Here is a 22,387-nt window from a genome sequence, read left to right on the forward strand (position 1 = left end):
CGCCGACCTGCTGTTCGAGCAGGAGGTGGTTGCGGTCGGCAGCCCGGCGCTCCTGGGCGACCGGGCCGGTGCATTGTTCCCCGAGGAGATCGGCCGGTTCACGCTGCTGAACGACGCCCACGACCTCTGGCCCGAGTTCATCGAGCGCGCCCTGGATATGACGACGCCTCCGCCCACGAAGCAGGTCAGCTTCAATCAGACCTCGCTGGCGATCGACACGGCAGCCGCCGGCCAGGGCTTGGCGGTGGCAAGCCGCTTCCTGGTGGAGGAGGATCTCAGGTCGAGGCGGCTGGTCCAAGCCTTCGCCGCCACCATGCGCGGCGGACTCGCTTCCTACGTGATCACCCTCCGCAAGCCGCGCCAGCCGAAGGCGACTGAGAACGTACGACTTTGGCTGCTCGGCCAAAGAGTTCCAGGAGCGCTGTCCGACAAGGGATGTTCTGCGGATCGAGGAGGTTTTTCGCCGCCGTGATCGAGATGGCATCGGATCCCGCTTGCTTCAACGATGTTGAGCTGCGAGCTTTCTGTAACAGGACGTCAGGAAATTCCGTTGGCGTGGCGAGGATGGACAGCCCCCGGAAAAAGCAAACCTGTCAACCCGGGGAGCCCGCCATGGTCGGCCAGACTTCGATCGTCGGCGGCTCGCTCAGCAGTGTGGCCAGGAGATCAAGGTCACCGGTCGATTTCCGCCAATCGAAATAGGCGCCGACATCTTCCTTCGAATCGAAGACGTCGATGAAAAGGACCCGGGTCGGGTGCTCGGCATGCCGAACCGCGCGAGCGGACTTGACCCCTTTGAAGGCACGGGTTTGCTTCTGAAGTTCCGGCAGCATGACTTCGCAGAACCGATCCGCTTCATCGGGCTTCAGCGTCAGTGAGACGGTGACGGTGACGTCGTTGTCCATCGTGATCACTCGCTGTTGTCGGACCAGCTTTGGGCTTGGGGCGGATTGAGGGGGAAGAAGCGATCGTCGGCATGGTGGAGCGTCGCTCGCTTCCGATGGACGCTATTCATAGAGTGTTCTATCATTAGGTCAAGGCAGGAGGGATGGATCGATGAAGGTGAGCAAGGCGAAGGCTGCCGAGAACCGCGCTTCGCTGGTCTACGCCGCTGCCAAAGTGCTCAAGGAGAAAGGCTTCGAGGGAGCCGGCGTCGTCGAGATCAGCGCTCGGGCCGGGCTCACCCAGGGTGCCTTCTACGGGCAGTTCGCCACGAAGGCCGTCCTTGCGGCCGAGGCCTGTCGTCAGGATCTCGCGATCGGCGTCGCGGATTGGATGGACCAGCGGGGGCGCGGGGACCACGACGCCCTGGCCTATGTCAAGCATTACCTACGTCGTGGGCACGTCGAGGACCTCGCAGGCGGCTGTCCAATGGCGACCTACGCCGGGGAGATCGTGCGTCAGGAACCGGCCATCGCGGCGGCCTTCGCGGACGGCGCGTCCGCCATGGTCGAGCTGATGGAGGAGGCGCTTGGCAAGGCGATGCCATCGGGTGCGGCCCGCAGCCGGGCGCTCTTTCTCATCGCCGCCCTCGCCGGTACCGTCGCGATGACCCGTGCTTTGGGTCGAACGGATTCAAAGCTCGCGGAAGAGATGCTCGAAGCGGGCCTCCTTGAAGCCCAGAGACTTAGTAGCGGGCTTCATCAGGCGGAAGAACAACCCATGCCGGGCTGACATGGCTGGGCAGACCGTCCATGACCGTTCTTGCTCGAAGGACTGGACCTGATGCAACAACCGGTCAGGCGGCCGCCTTGCGCCAGCCGGCCGCCAGCGCACCGGCGCCGATCAGCAGCGTTCCCCCGGTCCGGTTGACGATGCGACGCACGCGAGCCTGACGGAGCTGGCTGCGGGCAGCGGAGGCGAGCATCGCGTAGGCCGCCGAGTTTATGATCGCCAGGGTCACGAACGTCGCCTCCAGGACGGCCACCTGCGTCAGGAACGGCGCCGATGCGGTGAGGAACTGGGGCACGAACGCGACGAAGAAAACGATGCCTTTCGGGTTGAGGGCCGTCACGGCGTACGCGTGGGCGAAGATGCGCCAAAGGCTGGCCGGGGCGGCCTCGGCGTTTGGTGTCTCGGCGACCGGCGCCCGCCACAGCTTGACGCCGAGGTAGATCAGGTAGGCACCGCCGATCCAGCGCAAGGCGGTGAAGATCGTGGCAGACGCGGCCAGCACGGCGCCCAGGCCCAGCATCGACGCCGTCATCGACGTGACGTCCCCCAAGGCCACGCCGGCGACGATGGCGGCGGCCGGGCGACGCCCGTGCCCGAGCGCGTATGAGATGACGAGCAGCACCGTTGGACCCGGGATCGCCAAGAGGACGATGGATGCGATGACGAAGGCGAACCAGTGATCGATGGGCATGGGCTATCTCCTTAGAATCAGCCATCCACAACCTCGACCTCACCGCAAGCCTGTTTCGACGGGGGATGCGTGGTGGTTCCACCCTGGATCTGCCCCACTCGGTACCAAGCGGGTGGCGGCCGACGCCTTCAAGTCGATGGTACGTGACACGGCGATGAAGGGTCAGATCGCCAAGGCAGATCCCGTCGCGGCCCCCAAGATCACGACTAGCCAAGGCTGCACGCGCCAGAAGACGAGCAGGAGGAAGGCGACCAGGCCGATGGCGAGGTCCAACGTAGACGTGATCCCGCCTGTCCAAACTGGCGTGTAGAGCGCCGCCAGCAGCAAGCCTACAACAGCGGCGTTGCCCCCCGCAGCGCGGATTGAACGTCCTCCCGTCCGCGCAGCGTGTCCCGGAAGGGCAGCACGCCAATGAGCAGCAGGAACGATGGCAGGTCGATGGCGACAAGGTACGTCAGCCTGCCAAGCCACCCGTTGGGCGGTCGATCCAGGGCGTAAGGCGTAGGACCTGTTGAGGAGGAGCGATCCGGACGCGGCCGAGGTCCGCGCGAGACCCAGCATGAGCAGCAGCGGCCCGGCGACGCCACCGGCGAGGACGACGGCCGCAAGCCACGGGGGTAGTCCCCCCCTGCGGAGCGGCGCCTCCTTGGCGGGCAATCCGATCGCCGCGCGGCCGAAATGGACAATGGCCAAGCCCAGGCCAGCGCCCAGGTACATCAGGCCCGCCAAGAGTTGCGTGTCGACTGTCCCGAGCAGGACCTTGGCGAAGGGCGCGGAAGCGCCGAAGAGGACGGCCGACGCCAGGGCCAGTGACACGCCAGGCCAGAGTTGGGATGGTTAACGACGTCTGGACATGGCTATCAGGCTACCACGATCCCGTGGTGCTTTGCCTTGCTCTCCGGCTCCACGTGGATCGTCGTGGCGGCGCCCTCGACGGCTTCCTTCAGGGCGGCCTCGATCCGATCGCAGATCGCGTGCGACTCCCCCACCGTCATCGAGGCCGGCACCACCAGGTGAAAGTCGATGAACGTGACCTTCCCGGCGTGACGGGTCCGCAGGGCATGGGCCTCGATGGCGTCGCCACCGCTGGCCGATATGATCTCCCGGATGCGGGCCAGCTCATCGGGTGGCGCCGCCTCGTCCAACAATCCGCTGGTGCTCTCCTTGATCACGCCCCAGCCGCTCCACAGGACGTGCAGGGCGACCAGCGCGGCGATCGCGCTGTCGAGCTGCACGATGCCGGTGAACACGACAAGCACGACGCCGACCAGCACGCCGATCGACGTGATCACGTCGGCGAGCAGGTGCTTTCCGTCCGCGACGAGCGACGCCGAACGATGGAGTCTTCCTTGCCGGATCAGCACGGCGCTCCAGCCGACGTTGAAGACCGTGGCCACCGTGCTGATCGCGAGGCCCGTCCAGGCCGCCTCGATGGGCTTCGGCGACAGGAAGCCGAGGTAGGCTTCGTGCAGGATCGCGAGCGCCGCCCCGACGATCATGATGCCGACCACCACCGCCGACAGGTACTCGGCCTTGTTGTGGCCGTAGGGGTGCTCGGCGTCCGGGGGACGGGCCGCGACCCGTATGGCCACGATCACCGCGACCGCGGTCGCCACGTTGATGATGCTTTCGAGCGCGTCAGAATAGAGAGCCACGCTTCCCGTGATCAGGTAGGCGGCGTACTTGATCGCAAGCACGGCGAAGCTGATGGCAAAGCTTCCCAGCGCGATTTTCAGGGCCCGATCGATCACGGCTTTCACCTTGGCGGGAGACATATGATTCGAGGCCAACAACCGAGGCCTGCGATTGCCTGATGAAGGAGAACTTATGCGGCCCGGTCGCGGAGGTAACCACGCGCGACGTCGATGGCCGGTCCACATTCGGGAGAGACGACCAGCAGGAGGCGCTCGGGCGACGACCTTCCGAGCCAGATATCGACGGCGGTCGACACGACCCACATAGGGTCATCGCCGACCTTCCTGGCCAACGACGGGACGGCCAATGAGGCGCAGGTCTTGACCTGGGCGACGATGGCATACGGCGCTTGCGCCTTCGACACTGCGGCGCTCAGTTGCGCGTGAAAGGGCCCCAAAATCAGGGCATGGATGAGATAAGCGACGACGGTGCTGAGCATCGAACGATCCGGGCGGCTTGCGGTGCGATGAGATCCGACATCGCACGAACAGCCGACGTTGGTCGCACCAGAGGGGCCCGGATCAGGGTCGGCACGACCGTTAGTCTTGGACTTAGCCGGGGTCAATGCCAACGAGCTGACGTCGCAAGACTGCCAAGCTCACCGGCGGACGGCAAGCATCATCGGTAGCCCAAGCAAAGCGAACACTTCGTCAGCCGACTTGTTCGGACGACGCTCACATCGGAGGAACGAGCCCGTCCTTTCCGACCGTGACGCGTTCCGCCGTGAGCGTCCCGTCGTCACCTTTCCGGGCCTGGAGCTGCACGTGCGCTCCGGGGACCAGCATGGCCTTGTCGCCGGGGGCGAACATCACGACAGGGGCGTCCGGCGGCACGACGATGCTCTTCTCGCCGCCCTTGTAGGTGACCGTCAGCGTGTTGCCGGCGGTCGACCTGACCTCCTGACCGACCGTTCCGTTGGTCATGGTGCTCTTGGGTCCGAGGTCGAACTCCCGGTGACCCTCGCCGGCGCCGCGCATGCTCTCGGGGAAGATGTGGACCTCCTTGGCCACCAGCGACCCGTCCGGCTGCGTCGTGGCCGCCGTGCCGATGAAGCTGCCGGCCGTGATGTCGGACAGCTTGGCCGGCACCAGGGCGATCACGGTGCCCTTGGGCGACAGGGCGATCGCCTCTTCCACACCGCCGCCATTCGGCGTGACGTGAAGCGTGTTGCCGTCGAGGCTCACGACCGTGCCACGAATGCGGGTCGTCGATTGCGCGAGGGCGATGGTCGTGCTCATGGAGAGAATGGCCGCGAGCGTCAGCGTCATGTTCCTGATCATGGTGTCCTCGATCGTGATTGGAGCGTCGGTCGCCGTCGCGGCGGCTGTTCGGGATCCTGCCGTCAGCCGGGCCTTTTGATTGCCTAGTCGATCGCCATTACGCCGAACCTGCTCGCGACCAATCCGGCGCGCGCGAAGTGCATCCGCGTCGCCTCTTCCTATGAGCATGAAACCGTGACCGGAACGGGACCAACAATCAACCGTCATGCCACACCGCCGCTCGACGTCGCGGGCGCCACCTTGGGTACCTGTTTCCCTTGCAGCCCGAAGCTCATGATCTCCCCCCGAGCGCTAGGTTCTAGAGGAGGGGCACTTTTATTTGAACTTCGAATTTCTTGTCAGCCGACGCTCATTGCGAGTGTTCGGCTCATCGATGTGAGATCGAGACCGGATTGTTCGGACCAAAGGTTGAGAGCCGCCTGTATTTTCGCGAAGTCGCCCTTTCCGCTTGGGCTCTTGCTGACCACCTGCTCGCGAATGAGGGCTTTGACGACATCCGGCATTAGGATGAAGGCTGGCTTGCCGATCGCCCGCAGAAAATGCATGCCCGACTCTCCGCCGAGCCGGGTCCCGTTCTTGTTGAGAAAATCGAGGAGGCCGACGTAGTCATCATCGGGCCATTCCGCGAAGAACCGAGCGGCGCAGCCGTGCTTCTCGGCCAGCTCCATCACGAAGCGCCCGTTTTCCCGCACCGATTGGATCTTGGCCCCGTTCCTGACGATATCCTTGCACCTGAGCAGTTCGTCGAAGCGCTCCTCAGTCATCCATGCACAGCGGGCGGGATCGAAGCGCTCGAACGCGGACTCGAAAGCCTCCCACTTCGCGTCGATGACTTTCGAGGAAAAGCCAGCGCAAAACACACGCCGCGTCATGGCCGCGAGTACGCGATCGTCCGTGATGGTACCGATGTCATGCGGCCCCAAAGGCCGCGTTTCAGCGAGCAGTTGCTTGAACGCGTCTGGCCCCCCGTGGCGTTGGACAGCCAGTTCGATGATCTCGTCGAAGCGCCGCACGGGCTAGACTGCGGTCAGGCCGCCATCGACCGGAAGGTCGATACCGCCGACGAAGCTGCTTAGGTCCGAGGCGAGGAATAACGCTGCGGAAGCCCAGCCGGCCGCGACGGCACGTTGAAATTTTCCCCGCTCTGGGACCGAATGGTTCGCCGCGTGTGCCATCAGAGGCTCCTCGAAGGTGGTGGCGAGGTTGGCCCATGCCGCCGACGTGTCGATTTCAGAGCTGCGACCAACCCCCATCGACCGGCAGTTCGGCGCCGGTCGTAAAGGTCGCCTCGAACGCGAGGAAGAGGACGGCTTTGGCGATTTCTTTCGACGTCCCGAAGCGCTTCATGGGAATAATGCCGACCGTGTGCGCCTTGACCTGTGTACGCATCTCTTCCGTAGGGAACACCTTGTCGAGGATGCCCGTGTCGATAGGGCCGGGCGACACCGCGTTTACACGGATCTCCTGGGGAAGCAGCTCGGCGGCGAGCACCCGGGCGAATGACCGCAGCGCAGCCTTGGCGGCGCCGTATGTGGCTTGGCCCGGTAGTCCCTTGACGTTGGCGACAGAGGTCGTGAGGACGACGGAGCCGCCCCGATTGATCATCGGTGCGAGCTTCTGGACCGCGAAAAAGGGGCCCTTGGCGTTGAGGTTGAACATCTCGTCGTAGACGGCTTCGGTCACGCTCCCGAGAGGCGTTGGAATGCTGAACCCGGCGTTGACAAAAAGCAGGTCGACGGTGTCGAATTCGGTCTTCACCCGAGCGGCGACGGCGTCGATGTCGGTCAACGACCGTGCGTCGCTCGAAACCACGAGGGCGCTCGTCCCAAGCTCTTGCTTCGCAGAATCCAGACCGGCCTGTGAGCGACCCGTCACCAGAACGCGAGCGCCCTCGTCGATCAGCATCTTTGCCGTCGAGAGACCCATGCCGCTGGTGCCGCCGAGGATCACCACCTGTTTATCTTGGTACCGTGCCATGCGTAGTCTCCTCGCGGCGCCATTGGCGCCTACTTGTTTTTTGACTATTTAGTATGATAATTCTGCCTAGTCGCTGTGGTCAAGTTAATTTTAGACTGTTTGTCCCTAAATAAAGTGCGTCCCATCCGTCAACACGTAGCTTCGCAATCACCTGCTGGACGCGGGTCGCCGTGACCTGCGCTCCTTCAGGACACCGCGCTTAAAGATGCCGGGCGAGACAGGTCGACGCCGGAGACCTTGACGATGGCCTGCCACGCGGCTTCCTGGCTGGCGCGATCGTGGAGGTGTGGCTGGCGCTGCACCTCGATTGGGCCTGAGAACTTCCCTTCGGCCGAGGCGAAGAATAGCCCTGAGACGTCGGTTCCGAACTCCGACGCCTGGATGTAGCGACGGGCTGCGGTCTCCGGCGTCTGATTCATGCCGGGAATGAGGTTCACGATTGGGATAAACAGATACTTCAACACCGGGCTAGCGCTCCGCACCACCTTGGTGGCGGTCGCCCCACCGGGCGAGACAGCGTACACGGCCATGCCGGAGGGCAGCCGGCGCGCCATTGCCGCGGCCCACCAAGCGATGATGAGCTTCGCGTCGGCATACGCGTTGTTGGGCACATATTTCACGTTTGGCCCGCTGCGGATCAGCGCTTCAACAGCGGCGGCTCGGTTGCCTTGGTGGTATTTGGCCGCGAATTCCGGCAGGTCGGTGAGTTTGAAAAAGGGTACGCCACCTCGGGCAGGTTCCGCACCGGCGATAACGATCCGCGCGTTGCGACTCAGCAGGTTGGCATTGAGCAATCCAACAGTCAGTTGATGATGGCCAATGAGCGGGGCCTGAGAAGATTCGACGCTGGCCGCAGTGAGCACGCGCTGCTTAAAGGGAACCAACCCTGCATTGAGGAGCAGGAAATCGACCTGCCGACCTCGCTTGACCAGCGCGGTGAGGGCGGACTGAACGCTGGACGGTGTGTCCAGCTCCAGCTCCAGCGGCGTGAAGACCTGTCTTTTGGTCTCGTCCGCGAGCTGGGCGGCCGTTTCCTGGACCCGGGCCAGGCTGCGCCCCGTTACTATGACCTCCTGGCACCCCCCGGCGGCCAGCAACAGGGCAGCCGCATACCCGAGCCCGGACGTAGCGCCGGTGACGAGAGTGATTGAATGTCTCATGGTTGGTTCCTTGATGAAGGAAAGTCGGGTCGTGACGCCAGGAGCCAACTTGCTAATTCTGGACTAATTTAATATATATAGACGTAGATTGGCGCGGTCAATGGTTTTTGGACTCGATGGTAATAAATCCAAGTAGGCCGCGAGGGCGCCCGCGAAACTTCGACGAGAGCGAAGCGCTGAAAAAAGCGACGCAGGTCTTCTGGTCGAAAAGCTACGACGGTGTAGCGATCGATGATCTCGTCGCAGGCATGGGTGTGGGACGGCAAAGCCTGTATTCCGTCTTCGGGGACAAGCGGACGATATTCTTGCGTGTCCTTCGGGCGTACGCGGAGCGGAAGGGTGCCGGCGCCGCGAAGGCGCTCTTCTCGCCGCCGGCTGTTCGCGACTCGCTCGCCGGCTTCCTGAGGCACGCCGTGGAAGCTGCGACCGAGGAAGGGTCCGTCCCAGGATGTCTAATGGTGTGCGTCGCACCCCTCGTGGACGACCCTGAGGTCAGGCAGTTCCTGAAGGATGCCGCAGCTGGCGGTTTGGCGCTCGTGGAACGCCGTTTCTACGACGGGATCAGCGCGGGAGAAATCCCGTCTGACTTTCCTGTCACCACGCGCGCGCGCCAGGTCATCGACCTTGCTCGCGGTCTGACGATGCACGCGCAGTTGGGCGCGCCACGCAAGGCGCTCCTGAAAGACGCCGAAGAAGCGGCCGAATTGGTGCTCCTGCCGCGGCGTGGAAATGCTCCGACAGAAGGTTGATGCTGGATGGCGTGAAGGTCGGAGCGAGCAACTTCTGCTGACGCCGCCACTCTGTCCGCTCGGAGCCGCAAAGCGCGATGAACGGACGTCCATATTAGCTTATGGACGTGAGAATAAGGCGGATGGGACGCGCCTAGTTCGAGTTTGATGATGAGATCGCGCGCCCGACCTGAACCGGCACATGGTTTGGACGATTGCCTATGCTCACTGGTACAGCACCCGCGAAGCGGGTGAGAATGACGGGACGGCGACAGGCTGATTCGTGCGCACGGCAGAGGAGCGGGAATGGCGAAGGCGAGGCAATGGCTGAGTCGGCCGCGAACTGCAAGAGCAGGACCGTTCAGGTCACGCTGAAAGCGAGTCTGCTGGGTGGAATCGATACCTATGTCGCATCAATCGCACGCGACTCTATCCGGAGGGAATCCGCGCCATCCTGCCGGATTGTCTGATCGGTCACGGGTTCATTCGGCGAGAGCTGGAAGCGCGCGAAATGAGCAATTGATGAGCGGCCGCGTCAATCGACCTGCCTTCCCTTGTATGTCTTGAATGACGTGAGAACCTTTTCGGCGAGGCCGTCTTCGGCCTTGACGGATACCTTTATGCGGCCGTCGAGGGCCGGCCTGCTTTCCGTGTGCACCTTGTCGCCGCCGTTCTCGACGTCGCTTCCAGCGACCCGAGTTCCTGCGCTGTTCTCCGACGACGCTGCAACGACAATGACCGCGTTCCGGTCGACGCCCTGCTCCTGAACGATGTGTTCGATGGCCATCTCGGCGTCACGGCGCGTCTCGAATTCGGCGGAAAGGCTGGGCGGCATGATCGGCTCCGTTTCGCTTGGGTGGTCCAGATATGAAACTCCTCCTCGGACCCTAAGGTCCCGCGGCGAGGCGTCGCCGCGTCCTGGACGTCCGTTGGTGAGGGCACCCGGTCCAGGACCAGGCACCCCTTGCCGGTCAATCGCGATCGCGGTGCTTACCCCGTGAGCAGATCAGTTCGTGAACCTGGCCGCTTCGGAGGCCAAGAGCGAAGCATAGACGGGGGCCATCAGACTTGGGTCGTCCAGCTTGAGGGACAGGTAGGCTTTGCCGTCGCGTGACCGCTTGGACCACGCCGCGCCGATCTCGATGCGGCCGGCATAGACCCTGTGGCTCGGACCGCCTTCAGTCGGCTGCCTGACGGGCACGATGCGGAGGTCGTTTGCCCGTATGGTCAGCGATGCGATGGCGCCCCGGTACTTGTTGTCCTTGGCCGTGAAGCTTCCTATGACGCTCATGGTGATCTCCGGTTTCCGCTCGGGCTCGCGTTCGTCGCGGCCTCTATGGCGATCCAGGTGCCGAAGGCGATCGACGCCGCATCCTTCAGAACCACAGCGCCAGCGGAGGACGGTGCCCGGCCGGGCTTCTTGCCTCGCGAGGAATGTGGCCCCGCCGAAGGGGAAGAAGGCCGGCCAAAGTCGTCGCGGCAGTCGATCGAGGCGCAGCCGATCTCCGGTCAGGTCAGCCAGTCAGAGAGGCCACGCAAGACGCCGTGCAGCGCGGAAAACGGGGAAAACCTCGTGACGAGCGAAAGCCCGCACAGGGGGCCAAGGTTAACGATTCAGGAGCAGCTTGCCGCCCATGCCGATGAGGAGAGCGCCCATCGTGGCCTCCACACCGACCTTCGCCTTCGCGAACACGCGGCGGGCCGAGCCGTGCGAGAATAGAAGCGCCAGCGCACCATACCATGCCGCCGAAACCAGGACTGCTATAAGGGCCACGGCCATGTAGAACAACGACGACGCCCCGACCGGTACCATCACCGTGAGGATGCTCCCGTAGAACGCAAACGACTTGGGGTTGGTCATGCTGACCACGTAGGCCTTGACTACGGCGCTGCGCACGCCGACCTGTTGGCCGGCCGGCGGCAATGGTTTGCGGGCGCCGACGAGCATCTTAACGCCGATCCAGATCAGATAGGCGGCACCGACCGCCTTGACGGCGACGTAGACCCACGGTGCCTGGGCGAGCAGGATCCCCAGCCCGGCTACCGCCAGGACGACCCAGGTGAAGGTCGCGGCGGCGAGCCCCGTGGCGGTCAACAAGGCCGCGCGGCGTGACACGCCCATCGCCGTGGACGTGACCAGGGCGAAGTTCGGTCCCGGGCTGATCACGCTCAGGAACAGCACGCCGGTGATGGTGAGGAGTTGAGGCCAATCGTGCATGCAGTACCGTAGCACGCGCCGCTCGTCCGGTCTCGCCTTCAGGAGAAAAGCAATTCCGGCAGTTTGGATAGGTCGTTCAGGACGCCATGAGGCGGCCAGTCGGGATTTGGTGCCTCGCCGGCCCGGTCGATCCAGACGGATCGGATGCCGAGTTCATGGCAGACCTTCAGGTCGGTGAACTGTCCCATTCCCACGTGGATGGTCTCGTCCTTGGTGACTCCCATTGCAGCCTGCGCGTGAACGAAGAGCCGGTGATCGGGCTTGTAGGCCTGCGCCTGCCGGGCGGTGATGACGAAGCCGATCGGGACGCCGATCCCCGCGACCGTGCCGGCGATGAGGTCGTCGTCGGTGTTGCTGATGATCGCGATACAGTAGCGGAACCTCAAGCCTTCCAGGGCAGCCGGCACCTCGGGATGCGGCTCGATCCTCCGGAGGATCGACAGCAGCGTCTCCCCGGCGTTTGGATCGGCCCCGCCGTATCCCAGATCGACGAGCGCCTGGTCCAGGCTCAATGTCAGGATGTCCTTGTAGCCGAGATACGGCGAGCGCTGTTGTCGCGCCTGTCCTAGCGCTGCCGAGCCTGGAGTTGCGCCAGGTAACTCCGCAGGAGCCCGGCGCGGCGGGGCCTGAACCGCTCCCCGGCAAGCTGAGCCTTGGAAATCCTGTTCGCCTCGAACATGCGGAACGCCTCCCGCAGACGGCACCAGGCGAGGACCATCAGGTTGCGGTCGAGATAGGTGATGGCGAGGGGTAGGATCGTGCGCTCGGTGCTTGCCCCGGCCTTGTCCACGTAGCCGATGGCGACCGCCTCCTCGCGCCAGCATCCCTGCCTGATCGTGTCCACGTGGGGCGTCGAGGCATACCGTGCTGCGTCCCCTTTCGCCAACAGCCTGGGCGCCGCTCTACGGGATGGTTAGGGACCGCTTCGGCATCACCTGGATTCTAGCCGTCGACGGCGCACATGGTGCTCCAGCAGCCGATCATGACTGAAGACTCGGGACGCCCACTGAGAGGCGGCCGAAATTACGATGTCTTGAGTCCTACGGTTTCAGCAAAGTCGGCCAACAGCGAACACGCGAAGTGGGTTACGGGTATCGTTTCCTGTATGGCGCCGCACCACCCCAGCCCTGTCCGAAGTGGAACGTGTGCGGATCACGGCCAGGTTGATAAAGGCCCGGCGAGCTGTCGGCGTCGCCCGGGAGCCGCTCACATTTTCCGCTATGCAGGTCCGAACCAGCGTGTCCCGGGACCAACCGCACGCGCTGGAAGGGTGGCCGAGTGTTTTAAGGCAGCGGTCTTGAAAACCGCCGTGGGTGCAAGCCCACCGTGGGTTCGAATCCCACCCCTTCCGCCATAAGACTTCCCCCGTCGTCCACTTTTGCAGCTCCTTCCCTTTGAAAGCCCGTACTGGGCGACGCGCTTTCGGCCCAATCGTCCGTTGGTGCACAACGAAGGCGGCTTTGACGCGGGGTTAGTCTAGACCGGGGGGTATTGTATGGGGTTTCACGAGCGGCCGATCGAGGTCGGTGACCATACGTGAGCGCACTCGCCGCCGATCACCGGACGCCATGCAGGGTAGTATTTAGATCAGTTTCCAACTTCATTCGACAATCGAACCACGATTTTACCGAATGGCCCACGCTCAAGGTGATCGAACGCCGCATGTGCGTCTTTAAAGGCATAAACTTTATCGACCACCGGCTTGATTCTATACTCGTCGATGGCGCGGTTCATGTTCTCGAACGCCCGTCTATGTCCGACCGAGATGCCCCGGATGATTGCTCTTTTGAGCATTATGGGAACTGCCGGTAATATGATCTCCGGCTCTTTGAGGAAGCCAATCTGTGCGATGCGCCCAGCACTCGCCAGTGTGGCTGCCGATTGGCTGACATTGTCACCCCCAATGATCTCAAGCACATGATCGACACCGCGCCCCCCGGTCAGTTCCAATGCTGCAACGGACCAGTTGGGGTTCGCGCTCGTGTCGATCACGGCGGTTGCGCCGAGCGCCTTCGCGCGCTCAAGCTTTTCGGAGCTCCGCGAGGTGACGATCGTGTGGGCTCCGAAAGCCTGGGCGATCTGCAGGGTGTGTCGAAATCAGCCGCCGGAAAGAGTGTCGCCCGCTTGGAAGAGCGCCTCGGCATCCGCCTGCTTGATCGAACGACACGCAGCCTCAACCTGACGGCCGAGGGGCAAACCTACTACCAAAGCTGCCGCAAGGTCTTGGAGGAGCTGAATGCAGCAGAGACGCTACTCGCCGCGCGAAAGCGAGTGGCATCGGGAACCTTGCGGATCAATCTGCCGATCTCATTCGGTCGATTGTGCGTCATGCCAGTGCTGGTAGAGGTCGCGAATAGAAACCTCAACCTCGATATGGAGGTCTCCTTCGCCGATCGTCAGGTCGATCTCGTCGAAGAAGGCATCGACCTTGTGGTGCGCCTGGGGGATCCTGGAGATCATGCGAGCCTGATCGGACGGCGCATCGCGACGCAGCGCTCAATCATCTGCGCCGCACCGGCCTATTTGAACAAAAAGGGGCGTCCAGCCTCCGTTGAAGAACTCGGCAATCACGACTGCCTCGCCTTCGCCAAGGACGGTCGTCCGCTTCCATGGGTGATTTTTGGCCCGCATGGACTGGTCAGGCCGTTCACAATGCAGCCGCGCCATACGATCAGTCATGGCGAGGCTCTGCGAGATGCGACCGTAAGCGGACTGGGTCTGGCCTATCTCTCGACCTGGCTTGCGGCGGACGACATCCGCAGCGGGCGGCTTGAAGTGGTGCCGATTGCCACCCCTGCGGAAGATGTCCCCATTACCGCACTTTGGCCGCGCTCGCGTGACTTGGCTCCCAAGGTGCGAGTCGTCGTAGACGCGCTCGTTGAGGCCTTCGGCGTTGGTCTGCGGCTGCAGGAAGGCGTGTGACCTGCTGTCGTGCGTCTCGTGTCAGCGCTGTTTCGCCTTCGCCAGATAGGCGCCGATGATTGCCGGGATCAGGCCCGGGAAACGGGTTTCGACCTCGGCGCAACGGGATGTGTTGAGCATTTCGACGCCCTGCCGCTCGCTGCGGATCAGGCCGGCCTCGCGCAGGGCCTTGAAGTGCTGCGAGAGGGTCGATTTTGGGACGGTCTTCTCGCTGACGGTCGTGAAAGCCGCGCAGCGTTGCGAGTAGGCCGAGCCCGCAATGCCGACGAAAATCGCGACGCGCGTCTCGTCCGAGAGCGCGTGAAGGATGCCGGTCAACGTGATGTCGTCAAGGGCGGGATGAGCGAGAGGCCGCATCACCGCATCCTACGACTACTTGACAGTCAGTTCAATAGTTCTAGAGTTCCGAACTATCAAACAAGCCGTATCCATCGAGTTTAGGATGGGTGGCATCCATCGGAGACTTTCCATGAGCAAGCTTCAAGGCAAGGTGGCGATCGTCACGGGCGCGTCCAAGGGGATCGGCGCCGCCATCGCCAAAGCGCTCGCCGCCGAAGGGGCGGCGGTCGCGGTCAACTACGCGTCGAGCAAGGCCGGCGCCGACAAAGTCGTGGCCGCGATCATCGAGGCGGGCGGGAAAGCGGTCGCGGTCGGTGGCGATGTTTCCAAGCCGACCGAGGCGAAGAATATCGTCGACGCCGCCGTCGCGGCCTTTGGCCGGCTGGACATCCTGGTGAACAATTCGGGCGTCTACGCTTTCTCGCCGATCGAAGCGATCTCGGAGGAGCAGTTCCATGCGATGTTCAACGTGAACGTGCTCGGGATGCTGCTCGTCACCCAGGCGGCCGTCGCTCATCTTGGGGAAGGCGGCGCCATCATCAATATCGGTTCGGGCGTCACAAGCCTGACGCCGCCGATGTCGGCGATCTACACGGGAACCAAGGGCGCGGTCGACGCGATCACAGGCGTGCTGTCGCGCGAACTCGGAGCCCGCAAGATCCGCGTCAACTCGATCAATCCGGGCATTGTCGAAACCGAGGGAACGCACAGCGCCGGCTTTGCAGGCTCCGATTTCGAGAAAGCCCTCGTGGAGCAGACACCGCTTGGCCGCCCCGGCCAGCCGCTCGACATCGCCAAAGTGGCCGTCTTCCTGGCCTCCGACGATTCCGGCTGGGTGACCGGGGAAAAGATCATCGTGGGCGGCGGCTTGCGTTAAGCGGTCGACACCAAAATCACTGATCAGGCACAAGCCGGCGGCGCGCGCCGGCTTGTCTCATTAAGGGTTGGCTGAGCGCGAGTTCGTGAAGCCGAAGAGGGCGTGGAGATCAGGGAGGCCTGGATCTTCCTGAGCCGCTCTGAGTACCTTTCGGGCGCAGAAAGTGCCCGTCATTTGTGGTCGACATTCCGGGTCCGCCGGTCCTCCGACACCAAAACCTCGCACATCGCCGTGAACCGACCCTCGCCCGCGCGGCCCCGATCAGGCTGCGGCCGATTTCGCACAACGAGACTTCTGCCCGACGAACACGTTCGGGATCGAGGCAGCGACGCGACTGATCAAGTCCCAGGCGAGCACCCAGCACGTGACGCACATCGTCGGGCGGTTTGACAGAGGCGGCCAATAGCGGCCGGTCGGAGGAGGCGAGGAGTTGTAATCTACAAAATCAGTAGACTGTCCAGGTTTCTTTCGCTATGCATGCTGCGTCGTTCGCACGGTCGCAGGTCCAAGCCGCAGGCGAGGGCGTGGCCCCCAGTGTTCCCGCACACGCAAGAGATCCCGCATGAGTCTGATCGAGAATCCCTTCTTCGAGCGGCATCCCAACGCGCACCGGATCACTTCGGATGCCGAAGCGATTGAAATCGCGGGCGAACTCGCGGTCGATTTCGCCCGCCAGGCTAATGAGCGCGACCGTGATCGACGCTTGCCGGTCGTCGAACTCGACCGCTTTTCGGGTTCCGGCCTCTGGGGGATCACGGTGCCGAAGGCCTACGGTGGGGCTGGTGTCAGCTTCGCCACGCTCGCGAAGGTCATCGCCCTGGTGTCAGCCGCCGATCCCTCGATCGGTCAAATCCCGCAGAACCATCTGGCGGCGCTCGACGCGATCCGGGTGACGGCAAGCGAGGAGCAGAAACGTCTCTGGTTCGGCCGCGTGCTGCAGGGGTACCGGCTCGGCAATGCGTTTTCCGAGGCCAAAAGCAAGCATGTCGGAGCTTTCGAGACGACGGTGCGTCGCGACGGCGACGCGTTTGTGGTCAATGGCGAGAAGTTTTATGCGACGGGCGCGCTCTTCGCGCACTTCATTCATATCGGCGCCGTCGACGAAGAGGGCCGCGTGCATCTTGCCATCGCGGATCGGGATGCGCCCGGTATCACGATCAGCGACACATGGTCGGGCTTCGGGCAGCGCACGACGGCCAGCGGCAACGTCAAGATCGACCACGTGCGCGTCGGGCCCGAGGCCCTGATCCCCGCTTTCAAGGGCGGCGAGGCGCCGTCCTCGAACGGCAGCGTGTCGCAGATCATCCAGGCCGCGGTCGATCTTGGCATCGCGCAGGGAGCGATCGACGAGACCATCCGGTTCGTGCGGACCCAGTCGCGTCCCTGGATCGACAGCGGCCAGGATCACGCCCACGAGGATGTCTTCACGATTCACCAGATCGGCGACCTCGAAGTGAAGCTGCATGCGGCCGAGGCGCTGCTCGAAATCGCCGGTCGCGCGATCGACGGCATCCTGGACCGGCCCTCTGAGGCAGCGGTGGCCGAAACCACGGTGGCGGTCGCCGAAGCCAAAGTCTTGACCACCGAAATCGCCATCCTGGCCACCAACAAGCTGCACGAACTCGCCGGCACACGCTCGGTTCTGGCGAGCCACAATCTCGACCGGCACTGGCGTAACGCCCGGACGCACACGCTGCACGATCCCGTGCGCTGGAAGTATTTTCATGTCGGGAACCACGCGCTCAACGGCATTGCGCCGCCACGCCACGCCTGGAGCTGATGGCTCCCCGTCCTCCTCTGAGGCGCCCGATAGTCCCGTCCTGACGGCCGCTCACCGGCATCGAACAGATCTTGGAAGACCGCACCATGCCCTCCGCCCTCGCTCATCGCATCGAATCTGACGACCCCGGCTTCTCGGCGCCGCCAATCCGCAGCCGGCCTGTCCGCCGCATCCGCGACGACGCCGAGGCTCTCGCCGTGGCACGCGATGTCGCCGCCGATCTGGCCAGGGAGGCGGCGCGCCGCGACCGTGAGCGGATTCTGCCCTACGATGAGCTTGAGCGGGTGTCCGATGCCGGTCTTCTCGCCATCACGGTGCCGAAGATCTACGGGGGCGCCGGCGTCAAGGCCGGCACCGTGGCGCGCGTGATCGCGCTTCTCGCGGGCGCCGACGGCTCGATCGGTCAAATCCCGCAGAATCACTTCTTCATGCTCGAAGCGCTGCGCCTGCAGGGCACCGAAGCGCAGAAACGGTTCTTCTACGATCGCGTCCTGGCAGGCGAACGCATCTTCAATGCCTTGTCGGAGCGCGGAACCAAGACCGCCCAGGACCACAACACCCGGCTGACTCGAACCAGTGACGGCTTTCGGCTGAATGGCACGAAATTCTATTCGACCGGCGTGCTGTTCGCGCATTGGATCGCGGTCGTGGCCAACAATGACGAGGGCATAAGCACTCTCGCCTTCGTGCCGCGCGAAACGGCCGGGATCACCGTGGTCGACGATTGGACCGGATTCGGTCAGAGGACGACGGGATCGGGCACCACGCATCTCGCCGACGTGCCCGTCCATCCTTTCTCGGTCATTCCCTTCAAGGCTCTCTTCGAGGTTCCGACATCGATGGGGCCTTTCGCCCAGATCATGCACGCGGCCATCGAGCAAGGCATCGCGGAAGCTGCGCTCGCACAGGCGATCCACTTCGTGCGCCACCACACGCGCCCCTGGAAGGATAGCGGCCTCGATCGCGCAGCCGACGACCCTTACGTCGTCTCGGCGATCGGCGAGATGAAGATCCGCACCGAGGCCTCCGGCGCCCTTCTCAACCGCGCCGGCCTTTCAGTCGACACGGCCACGGACGAGCCGACGGCCGACACCGTGGCGGCGGCCTCGATCGCCGTCGCCGAGGCGAAGGTGGCCTCGACCGAAACGGCGCTGTTCGTCGCCTCGAAGCTGATCGAGCTCGCGGGATCGAGCGCCACCCTGCAGGAACACGGCCTCGACCGTTTCTGGCGCAATGCCCGTACCCATACGGTGCACGACCCGATCCGCTGGAAATATCGGTTCATCGGCGACTATTGGCTGAACGGCATCAACCCGCCCCGTCACGGCGCGATCTGACGGAGAGGGTCTTGGCCAAGCAGATCCGCCTCAACGCCTTCGACATGAACTGCGTGGTCCATCAATCACCGGGACTCTGGCGCCACCCACGCGACCGCTCCCGGGACTACAAGAGCCTGAGGCCCTGGATCGAACTGGCTCAGACGCTCGAGCGCGGCCTGTTCGACGGGCTCTTTCTCGCCGACGTGCTCGGGGTCTACGACGTCTTCGGGGACACGGCCGATGCTGCGCTGATCCATGCGACCCAGGTGCCGGTCAACGACCCGCTGCTTCTGGTGCCCGCGATGGCGGCCGCGACCGAGAATCTCGGCTTCGGAGTCACGGTCACGCTCTCCTACGAGCCCCCATTTCCCTTCGCCCGGCGCATGTCGACGCTCGACCATCTGACGGATGGCCGCATCGGCTGGAACATCGTCACTGGCTATCTGAACAGCGCCGCCAAAGGCTTGGGCGAAACAGGCCAGCGCGGCCATGACGACCGTTACGCGGTCGCCGAAGACTACATGCAGGTCGTCTACAAGCTCTGGGAAGGGTCTTGGGAGAACGATGCGGTGCGGGCCGACCCGGCGAGTGGGGTCTTCACCGATCCGACGCGAGTGCACCGCATCCGCCACGACGGACCCCATTACAAGCTCGACGCCATCCATTTGTGTGAGCCGTCGCCGCAACGCACGCCCGTCCTCTACCAGGCCGGGACCTCGCCGGCCGGGCGGGGTTTTGCGGGCCGCCACGCCGAATGCGTGTTCATGTCAGGGCCCTCAAAGCAGGTGGTGGCACCGCGTGTCGCGGCGATCCGCAAGGCCGCCGTCGAGGCCGGCCGCGCGGCCTCCGATATCCTCGTCTTCACGCTCATGACCGTCATTGTCGCGGAGACTGATGAGGCAGCCGAGGCGCTTATGGCCGACTACTGCCGCTACGCCGATCCTGTCGGAGCCCTGACGCTGATGTCGGGCTGGACCGGGGTCGATTTTTCCAGGCTCGATCCCGACCAGGTCGTCGAGCATGTCGACAACGAGGCGGGTCGCTCCGCCCTCGAAAACATCACTCGCGCCGATCCGAACCGGCGTTGGACGGTACGCGAGGTCGCCGAACATGTCTGTATCGGCGGCATCGGCCCGCTCATCGTCGGCTCTCCGCGGACCGTGGCGGACGCGCTCGAAGCCTGGATCGACGACACCGATGTCGACGGCTTCAACCTTGCCTTCGCGGTCCGGCCCGAAACTTTTGAGGCCGTCGTCGACCTGCTCGTGCCCGAACTGCAGAAGCGGGGACGCTATAAGCAGGCTTACGCGCCAGGCCCGTTGCGCGAAAAGCTGTTCGGTCGCCCGCGCCTTGCCGAGACCCACCCGGCCCGGGAAGTCGCTCGCTTCCGCGCGTGACACACCTGCGGGGACAGAGGCGAAGGTCGGCAAGGGACGACGCGAATTAATCTATAATTTTTGTAGACAAATATCGCAGCATCGGGTTTGCTGCATGTGCTCAGTCGCCGCCGTGGCCACCCTGTTGTGCCGGGCGCATGAAAACAATTTCGGAGTCGGGAATGACGCGGCAGATGCGCTTCAATGCGTTCGACATGAACTGCGTGGGCCACCAGTCTCCTGGTCTCTGGGCTCACCCGCGCGACAAATCCTGGCAGTATAAGGACCTCGAATACTGGACGGGCCTGGCTCAGACGCTCGAACGGGGCGTCTTCGACGGCATCTTTATTGCCGACGTCCTGGGTGTCTACGACGTCTACAAGGGAAGTGCCTATCACGCGATCCAACAGGGCGCGCAGATCCCGGTCAACGATCCTCTGCAGCTCGTCCCGGCCATGGCGGTGGTGACGAAGCATCTCGGCTTCGGCATCACGGCTTCGATCTCCTTCGAGCACCCCTATCCGTTCGCCCGGCGCATGTCGACGATCGACCATCTGACCAAGGGCCGGGTCGGCTGGAATATCGTGACGTCCTATCTCGACAGCGGCGCCCGCAACCTCGGCCAGTCCACGCAGGTCGCCCATAACGACCGCTACGATGTCGCCGACGAATATGTCGAGGTGCTCTACAAGCTCTGGGAGGGCAGCTGGGAAGAGGGGGCGGTGGTGCGCGACCGCGAGGCCCGCATCTTCGCCCATCCCGAGAAGGTGCATCAGATCGGCCACAAGGGTCGCTTCTTCGACGTGCCCGGCTACCACCTGTCGGAGCCGTCGCCGCAACGCAGCGTCGTCATCTACCAGGCGGGCGCTTCGAGCCGCGGCAAGGCCTTCGCGGCCGAACACGCGGAATGCGTCTTCGTGGCGGCGCCGAGCAAGACCATCCTGAAGGCCTATGTGGCCGACATTCGCCGGCGCGCGGCGGCGGCCGGGCGGGACCCTCGAAAACTCTTCGTCTACACGCTGCTGACCGTCATCGTCGACGAGACCGACGCCAAGGCGCAGGCCAAGTTCGAGGACTACCAAAGCTATGTGAACTATGATGGCTCACTCGTCTTCATGTCGGGCTGGACCGGCATCGACTTCGGCCAATATGCGCCAACCGACCTCGTCCGGAAGGTCGAAACGAACGCCATCATCTCGGCCGTCGAGGCCCTGTCGGAAGGCGATCCGGACAAGAAGTGGACCGTCGAGGAACTCGCGAAGTTCGGCGGCATCGGCGGCATGGGCCCGGTCGTGGTGGGATCCGCCGCGACCGTGGCCGACGTCCTGCAGGACTGGGTCGCCGAGACCGATGTCGACGGTTTCAACCTCGCCTATGCGGTGACCCCTGAGACCTTCGAGGATGTCGTCCAGCACCTCGTACCCGAGTTGCAGAAACGCGGCGCCTATCCGCGCGCCTATGTGCCGGGCACCTTGCGCGAGAAGCTGTTCGGCGACGGCCCCTATCTGCCTGCAACACATCCAGCGGCCCGTTACCGCGATCTCGGGCGGCAGCACCGCACCGCCGAGGCCGCGGAATGAGTGCGCCCATTCTCGACGTGCAGCAGGTGTCGCTCTCGTTTCGCGGCATCAAGGCGCTCACCGATCTCAGCTTCGCGGTCGAAAAGGGCGAGATCTGCGCCCTCATCGGACCGAACGGTGCGGGCAAGAGCTCGCTCCTCAACATCGTCAATGGCGTCTACCGGGCGAGTTCAGGGCGCATCATTTTTGATGGCGCGCCCTTTGATCGGCCGACCCCCATGGCGGCCGCGCAGCGGGGCATCGGCCGCACCTTCCAGAACAATGCCCTGTTCCACCGCATGAGCGTACTCGACAACGTGTTGACGGGCCTGACGCGCCTCGGGCGCTGCAACCTGCTGGAGATCGCCTTCCGGGTCGGCCGGCACCCCGCCGAGCGCCGCGCCTTTCGTCAGCGCGCCGATGAGATCATCGGATTTCTCGAAATCGGCGCCTACCGCGACACGGTGGTGGGTGGCTTGCCCTACGGCCTGCAGAAACGGGTCGAGATGGCGCGGGCTCTCGTGGCGTCCCCAACGTTGCTGCTGCTCGACGAGCCGATTGCGGGAATGAACGCCGAAGAGAAGACGGAGCTCAGCCGGCTGATCGCGGAGGTCAATCGCGTCTTCGGCACCACAATCGTGCTGATCGAGCACGACATCGGCGTGGTGATGGGCCTCTCGCATCACGTCGTCGTGCTCGACTACGGCCGCAAGGTCGGCGACGGCACGCCCGCTGAAGTCCGGCGCAATCCGGAGGTCATCGCGGCCTATCTCGGCACCAGGCACTGAGGGC

General features: G+C 63.9%; 27 protein-coding genes and 1 tRNA gene. 11 read left to right on the plus strand and 17 right to left on the minus strand.

Going from position 1 to position 22,387, the window contains the following annotated elements; genetic code table 11:
- Nucleotides 1-472: LysR substrate-binding domain-containing protein (locus M8523_RS00005; RefSeq protein ID WP_282582774.1), on the plus strand; the 472-nt coding region annotated here is incomplete at its 5' end.
- A gap of 121 nt (nucleotides 473-593) precedes the next feature.
- Here M8523_RS00005 and M8523_RS00010 read toward each other — a convergent pair.
- On the minus strand, nucleotides 594-905 hold the full coding sequence (locus M8523_RS00010; RefSeq protein ID WP_282582775.1) for a putative quinol monooxygenase: 312 nt from the start codon (nucleotides 903-905) through the stop codon (nucleotides 594-596).
- A 151-nt stretch (nucleotides 906-1,056) separates the two neighbouring features.
- On the opposite strand from M8523_RS00010, the gene M8523_RS00015 reads away from it, so the two are divergent.
- On the plus strand, nucleotides 1,057-1,674 hold the full coding sequence (locus M8523_RS00015) for a TetR family transcriptional regulator (RefSeq protein ID WP_282582776.1): 618 nt from the start codon (nucleotides 1,057-1,059) through the stop codon (nucleotides 1,672-1,674).
- Between the two features lie 64 nt (nucleotides 1,675-1,738).
- Here M8523_RS00015 and M8523_RS00020 read toward each other — a convergent pair whose 3' ends face one another.
- The 9 genes from M8523_RS00020 to M8523_RS00060 form a co-directional block, all read right to left on the minus strand.
- A complete protein-coding gene (locus tag M8523_RS00020) occupies nucleotides 1,739-2,365 on the minus strand; it encodes a LysE family translocator (protein ID WP_282582777.1) in 627 nt (208 codons plus the stop codon).
- Nucleotides 2,366-2,527: 162 nt separating this feature from the next.
- Nucleotides 2,528-3,181 (minus strand): EamA family transporter, encoded by a 654-nt coding sequence (locus tag M8523_RS36685; protein ID WP_428349488.1) that lies wholly within the window; start codon nucleotides 3,179-3,181, stop codon nucleotides 2,528-2,530.
- 44 nt (nucleotides 3,182-3,225) lie between these two features.
- Complete coding sequence (locus M8523_RS00030) at nucleotides 3,226-4,113, minus strand: cation diffusion facilitator family transporter (protein ID WP_282583391.1); 888 nt, start codon at nucleotides 4,111-4,113, stop codon at nucleotides 3,226-3,228.
- 77 nt (nucleotides 4,114-4,190) lie between these two features.
- Complete coding sequence (locus tag M8523_RS00035) at nucleotides 4,191-4,499, minus strand: hypothetical protein (protein WP_282582778.1); 309 nt, start codon at nucleotides 4,497-4,499, stop codon at nucleotides 4,191-4,193.
- Between the two features lie 235 nt (nucleotides 4,500-4,734).
- Complete coding sequence (locus M8523_RS00040; RefSeq protein ID WP_282582779.1) at nucleotides 4,735-5,340, minus strand: DUF5666 domain-containing protein; 606 nt, start codon at nucleotides 5,338-5,340, stop codon at nucleotides 4,735-4,737.
- A gap of 338 nt (nucleotides 5,341-5,678) precedes the next feature.
- Nucleotides 5,679-6,353, minus strand: a complete 675-nt coding sequence (locus M8523_RS00045) for a DNA-3-methyladenine glycosylase I (protein WP_282582780.1) — start codon at nucleotides 6,351-6,353, stop codon at nucleotides 5,679-5,681.
- A gap of 3 nt (nucleotides 6,354-6,356) precedes the next feature.
- Entirely contained in the window at nucleotides 6,357-6,515 is a 159-nt protein-coding gene (locus M8523_RS36690) for a hypothetical protein (RefSeq protein WP_428349491.1), read from the minus strand.
- Nucleotides 6,516-6,570: 55 nt separating this feature from the next.
- Nucleotides 6,571-7,317, minus strand: coding sequence for an SDR family oxidoreductase (locus tag M8523_RS00055; protein ID WP_282582781.1), 747 nt, complete (start codon nucleotides 7,315-7,317; stop codon nucleotides 6,571-6,573).
- Between the two features lie 185 nt (nucleotides 7,318-7,502).
- Entirely contained in the window at nucleotides 7,503-8,477 is a 975-nt protein-coding gene (locus tag M8523_RS00060; protein WP_282582782.1) for an SDR family NAD(P)-dependent oxidoreductase, read from the minus strand.
- A 116-nt stretch (nucleotides 8,478-8,593) separates the two neighbouring features.
- Here M8523_RS00060 and M8523_RS00065 point away from each other — a divergent pair, with 116 nt between their 5' ends.
- The gene (locus M8523_RS00065) at nucleotides 8,594-9,226 is read left to right on the plus strand and encodes a TetR/AcrR family transcriptional regulator (RefSeq protein WP_282582783.1); all 633 of its coding nucleotides are present in this window, start codon (nucleotides 8,594-8,596) and stop codon (nucleotides 9,224-9,226) included.
- 514 nt (nucleotides 9,227-9,740) lie between these two features.
- Here the strand turns inward: M8523_RS00065 and M8523_RS00070 are convergent.
- From M8523_RS00070 to M8523_RS00090, 5 genes are all read right to left on the minus strand, one after another.
- Entirely contained in the window at nucleotides 9,741-10,040 is a 300-nt protein-coding gene (locus tag M8523_RS00070) for a hypothetical protein (protein ID WP_282582784.1), read from the minus strand.
- A 171-nt stretch (nucleotides 10,041-10,211) separates the two neighbouring features.
- Nucleotides 10,212-10,496 (minus strand): DUF736 domain-containing protein, encoded by a 285-nt coding sequence (locus M8523_RS00075; protein ID WP_282582785.1) that lies wholly within the window; start codon nucleotides 10,494-10,496, stop codon nucleotides 10,212-10,214.
- Between the two features lie 315 nt (nucleotides 10,497-10,811).
- Entirely contained in the window at nucleotides 10,812-11,423 is a 612-nt protein-coding gene (locus M8523_RS00080; RefSeq protein ID WP_282582786.1) for a LysE family translocator, read from the minus strand.
- 38 nt (nucleotides 11,424-11,461) lie between these two features.
- Nucleotides 11,462-11,935 carry an HAD family hydrolase gene (locus M8523_RS00085; RefSeq protein ID WP_282582787.1) on the minus strand — a complete coding sequence of 158 codons (474 nt, stop codon included), beginning with the start codon at nucleotides 11,933-11,935 and terminating at the stop codon, nucleotides 11,462-11,464.
- Nucleotides 11,936-11,988: 53 nt separating this feature from the next.
- Nucleotides 11,989-12,267: a helix-turn-helix transcriptional regulator gene (locus M8523_RS00090; RefSeq protein ID WP_282582788.1), complete on the minus strand. Its 279-nt coding sequence runs from the start codon at nucleotides 12,265-12,267 to the stop codon at nucleotides 11,989-11,991.
- Between the two features lie 420 nt (nucleotides 12,268-12,687).
- Here M8523_RS00090 and M8523_RS00095 point away from each other — a divergent pair.
- Nucleotides 12,688-12,777: transfer RNA gene (locus M8523_RS00095), tRNA-Ser, on the plus strand.
- 233 nt (nucleotides 12,778-13,010) lie between these two features.
- Here the strand turns inward: M8523_RS00095 and M8523_RS00100 are convergent.
- Nucleotides 13,011-13,508, minus strand: coding sequence for a zinc-binding dehydrogenase (locus M8523_RS00100; protein WP_345894213.1), 498 nt, complete (start codon nucleotides 13,506-13,508; stop codon nucleotides 13,011-13,013).
- Between M8523_RS00100 and M8523_RS00105 the strand changes: the two genes are divergently transcribed.
- The gene (locus M8523_RS00105) at nucleotides 13,479-14,345 is read left to right on the plus strand and encodes a LysR family transcriptional regulator (protein WP_282582789.1); all 867 of its coding nucleotides are present in this window, start codon (nucleotides 13,479-13,481) and stop codon (nucleotides 14,343-14,345) included. The genes M8523_RS00100 and M8523_RS00105 overlap by 30 nt on opposite strands.
- Nucleotides 14,346-14,366: 21 nt before the next feature.
- Here M8523_RS00105 and M8523_RS00110 read toward each other — a convergent pair whose 3' ends face one another.
- Nucleotides 14,367-14,702, minus strand: coding sequence for an ArsR/SmtB family transcription factor (locus M8523_RS00110; protein WP_282582790.1), 336 nt, complete (start codon nucleotides 14,700-14,702; stop codon nucleotides 14,367-14,369).
- Nucleotides 14,703-14,814: 112 nt separating this feature from the next.
- Here M8523_RS00110 and M8523_RS00115 point away from each other — a divergent pair, with 112 nt between their 5' ends.
- The 6 genes from M8523_RS00115 (at nucleotide 14,815) to M8523_RS00140 (ending at nucleotide 22,383) form a co-directional block, all read left to right on the plus strand.
- Complete coding sequence (locus tag M8523_RS00115; RefSeq protein WP_282582791.1) at nucleotides 14,815-15,561, plus strand: glucose 1-dehydrogenase; 747 nt, start codon at nucleotides 14,815-14,817, stop codon at nucleotides 15,559-15,561.
- A gap of 562 nt (nucleotides 15,562-16,123) precedes the next feature.
- Complete coding sequence (locus tag M8523_RS00120; RefSeq protein ID WP_282582792.1) at nucleotides 16,124-17,341, plus strand: SfnB family sulfur acquisition oxidoreductase; 1,218 nt, start codon at nucleotides 16,124-16,126, stop codon at nucleotides 17,339-17,341.
- 86 nt (nucleotides 17,342-17,427) lie between these two features.
- The gene (locus M8523_RS00125; RefSeq protein ID WP_282582793.1) at nucleotides 17,428-18,678 is read left to right on the plus strand and encodes an SfnB family sulfur acquisition oxidoreductase; all 1,251 of its coding nucleotides are present in this window, start codon (nucleotides 17,428-17,430) and stop codon (nucleotides 18,676-18,678) included.
- 11 nt (nucleotides 18,679-18,689) lie between these two features.
- Nucleotides 18,690-20,057: an LLM class flavin-dependent oxidoreductase gene (locus M8523_RS00130; protein WP_282582794.1), complete on the plus strand. Its 1,368-nt coding sequence runs from the start codon at nucleotides 18,690-18,692 to the stop codon at nucleotides 20,055-20,057.
- Nucleotides 20,058-20,218: 161 nt separating this feature from the next.
- Nucleotides 20,219-21,616: an LLM class flavin-dependent oxidoreductase gene (locus tag M8523_RS00135; protein ID WP_282582795.1), complete on the plus strand. Its 1,398-nt coding sequence runs from the start codon at nucleotides 20,219-20,221 to the stop codon at nucleotides 21,614-21,616.
- Nucleotides 21,613-22,383, plus strand: a complete 771-nt coding sequence (locus M8523_RS00140; protein WP_282582796.1) for an ABC transporter ATP-binding protein — start codon at nucleotides 21,613-21,615, stop codon at nucleotides 22,381-22,383. The genes M8523_RS00135 and M8523_RS00140 overlap by 4 nt, the downstream gene beginning before the upstream one ends.
- Nucleotides 22,384-22,387 lie beyond the last annotated feature (4 nt).

The organism is Lichenifustis flavocetrariae (assembly GCF_026130545.1).
Classification (GTDB): domain Bacteria; phylum Pseudomonadota; class Alphaproteobacteria; order Rhizobiales; family Beijerinckiaceae; genus Lichenihabitans; species Lichenihabitans flavocetrariae.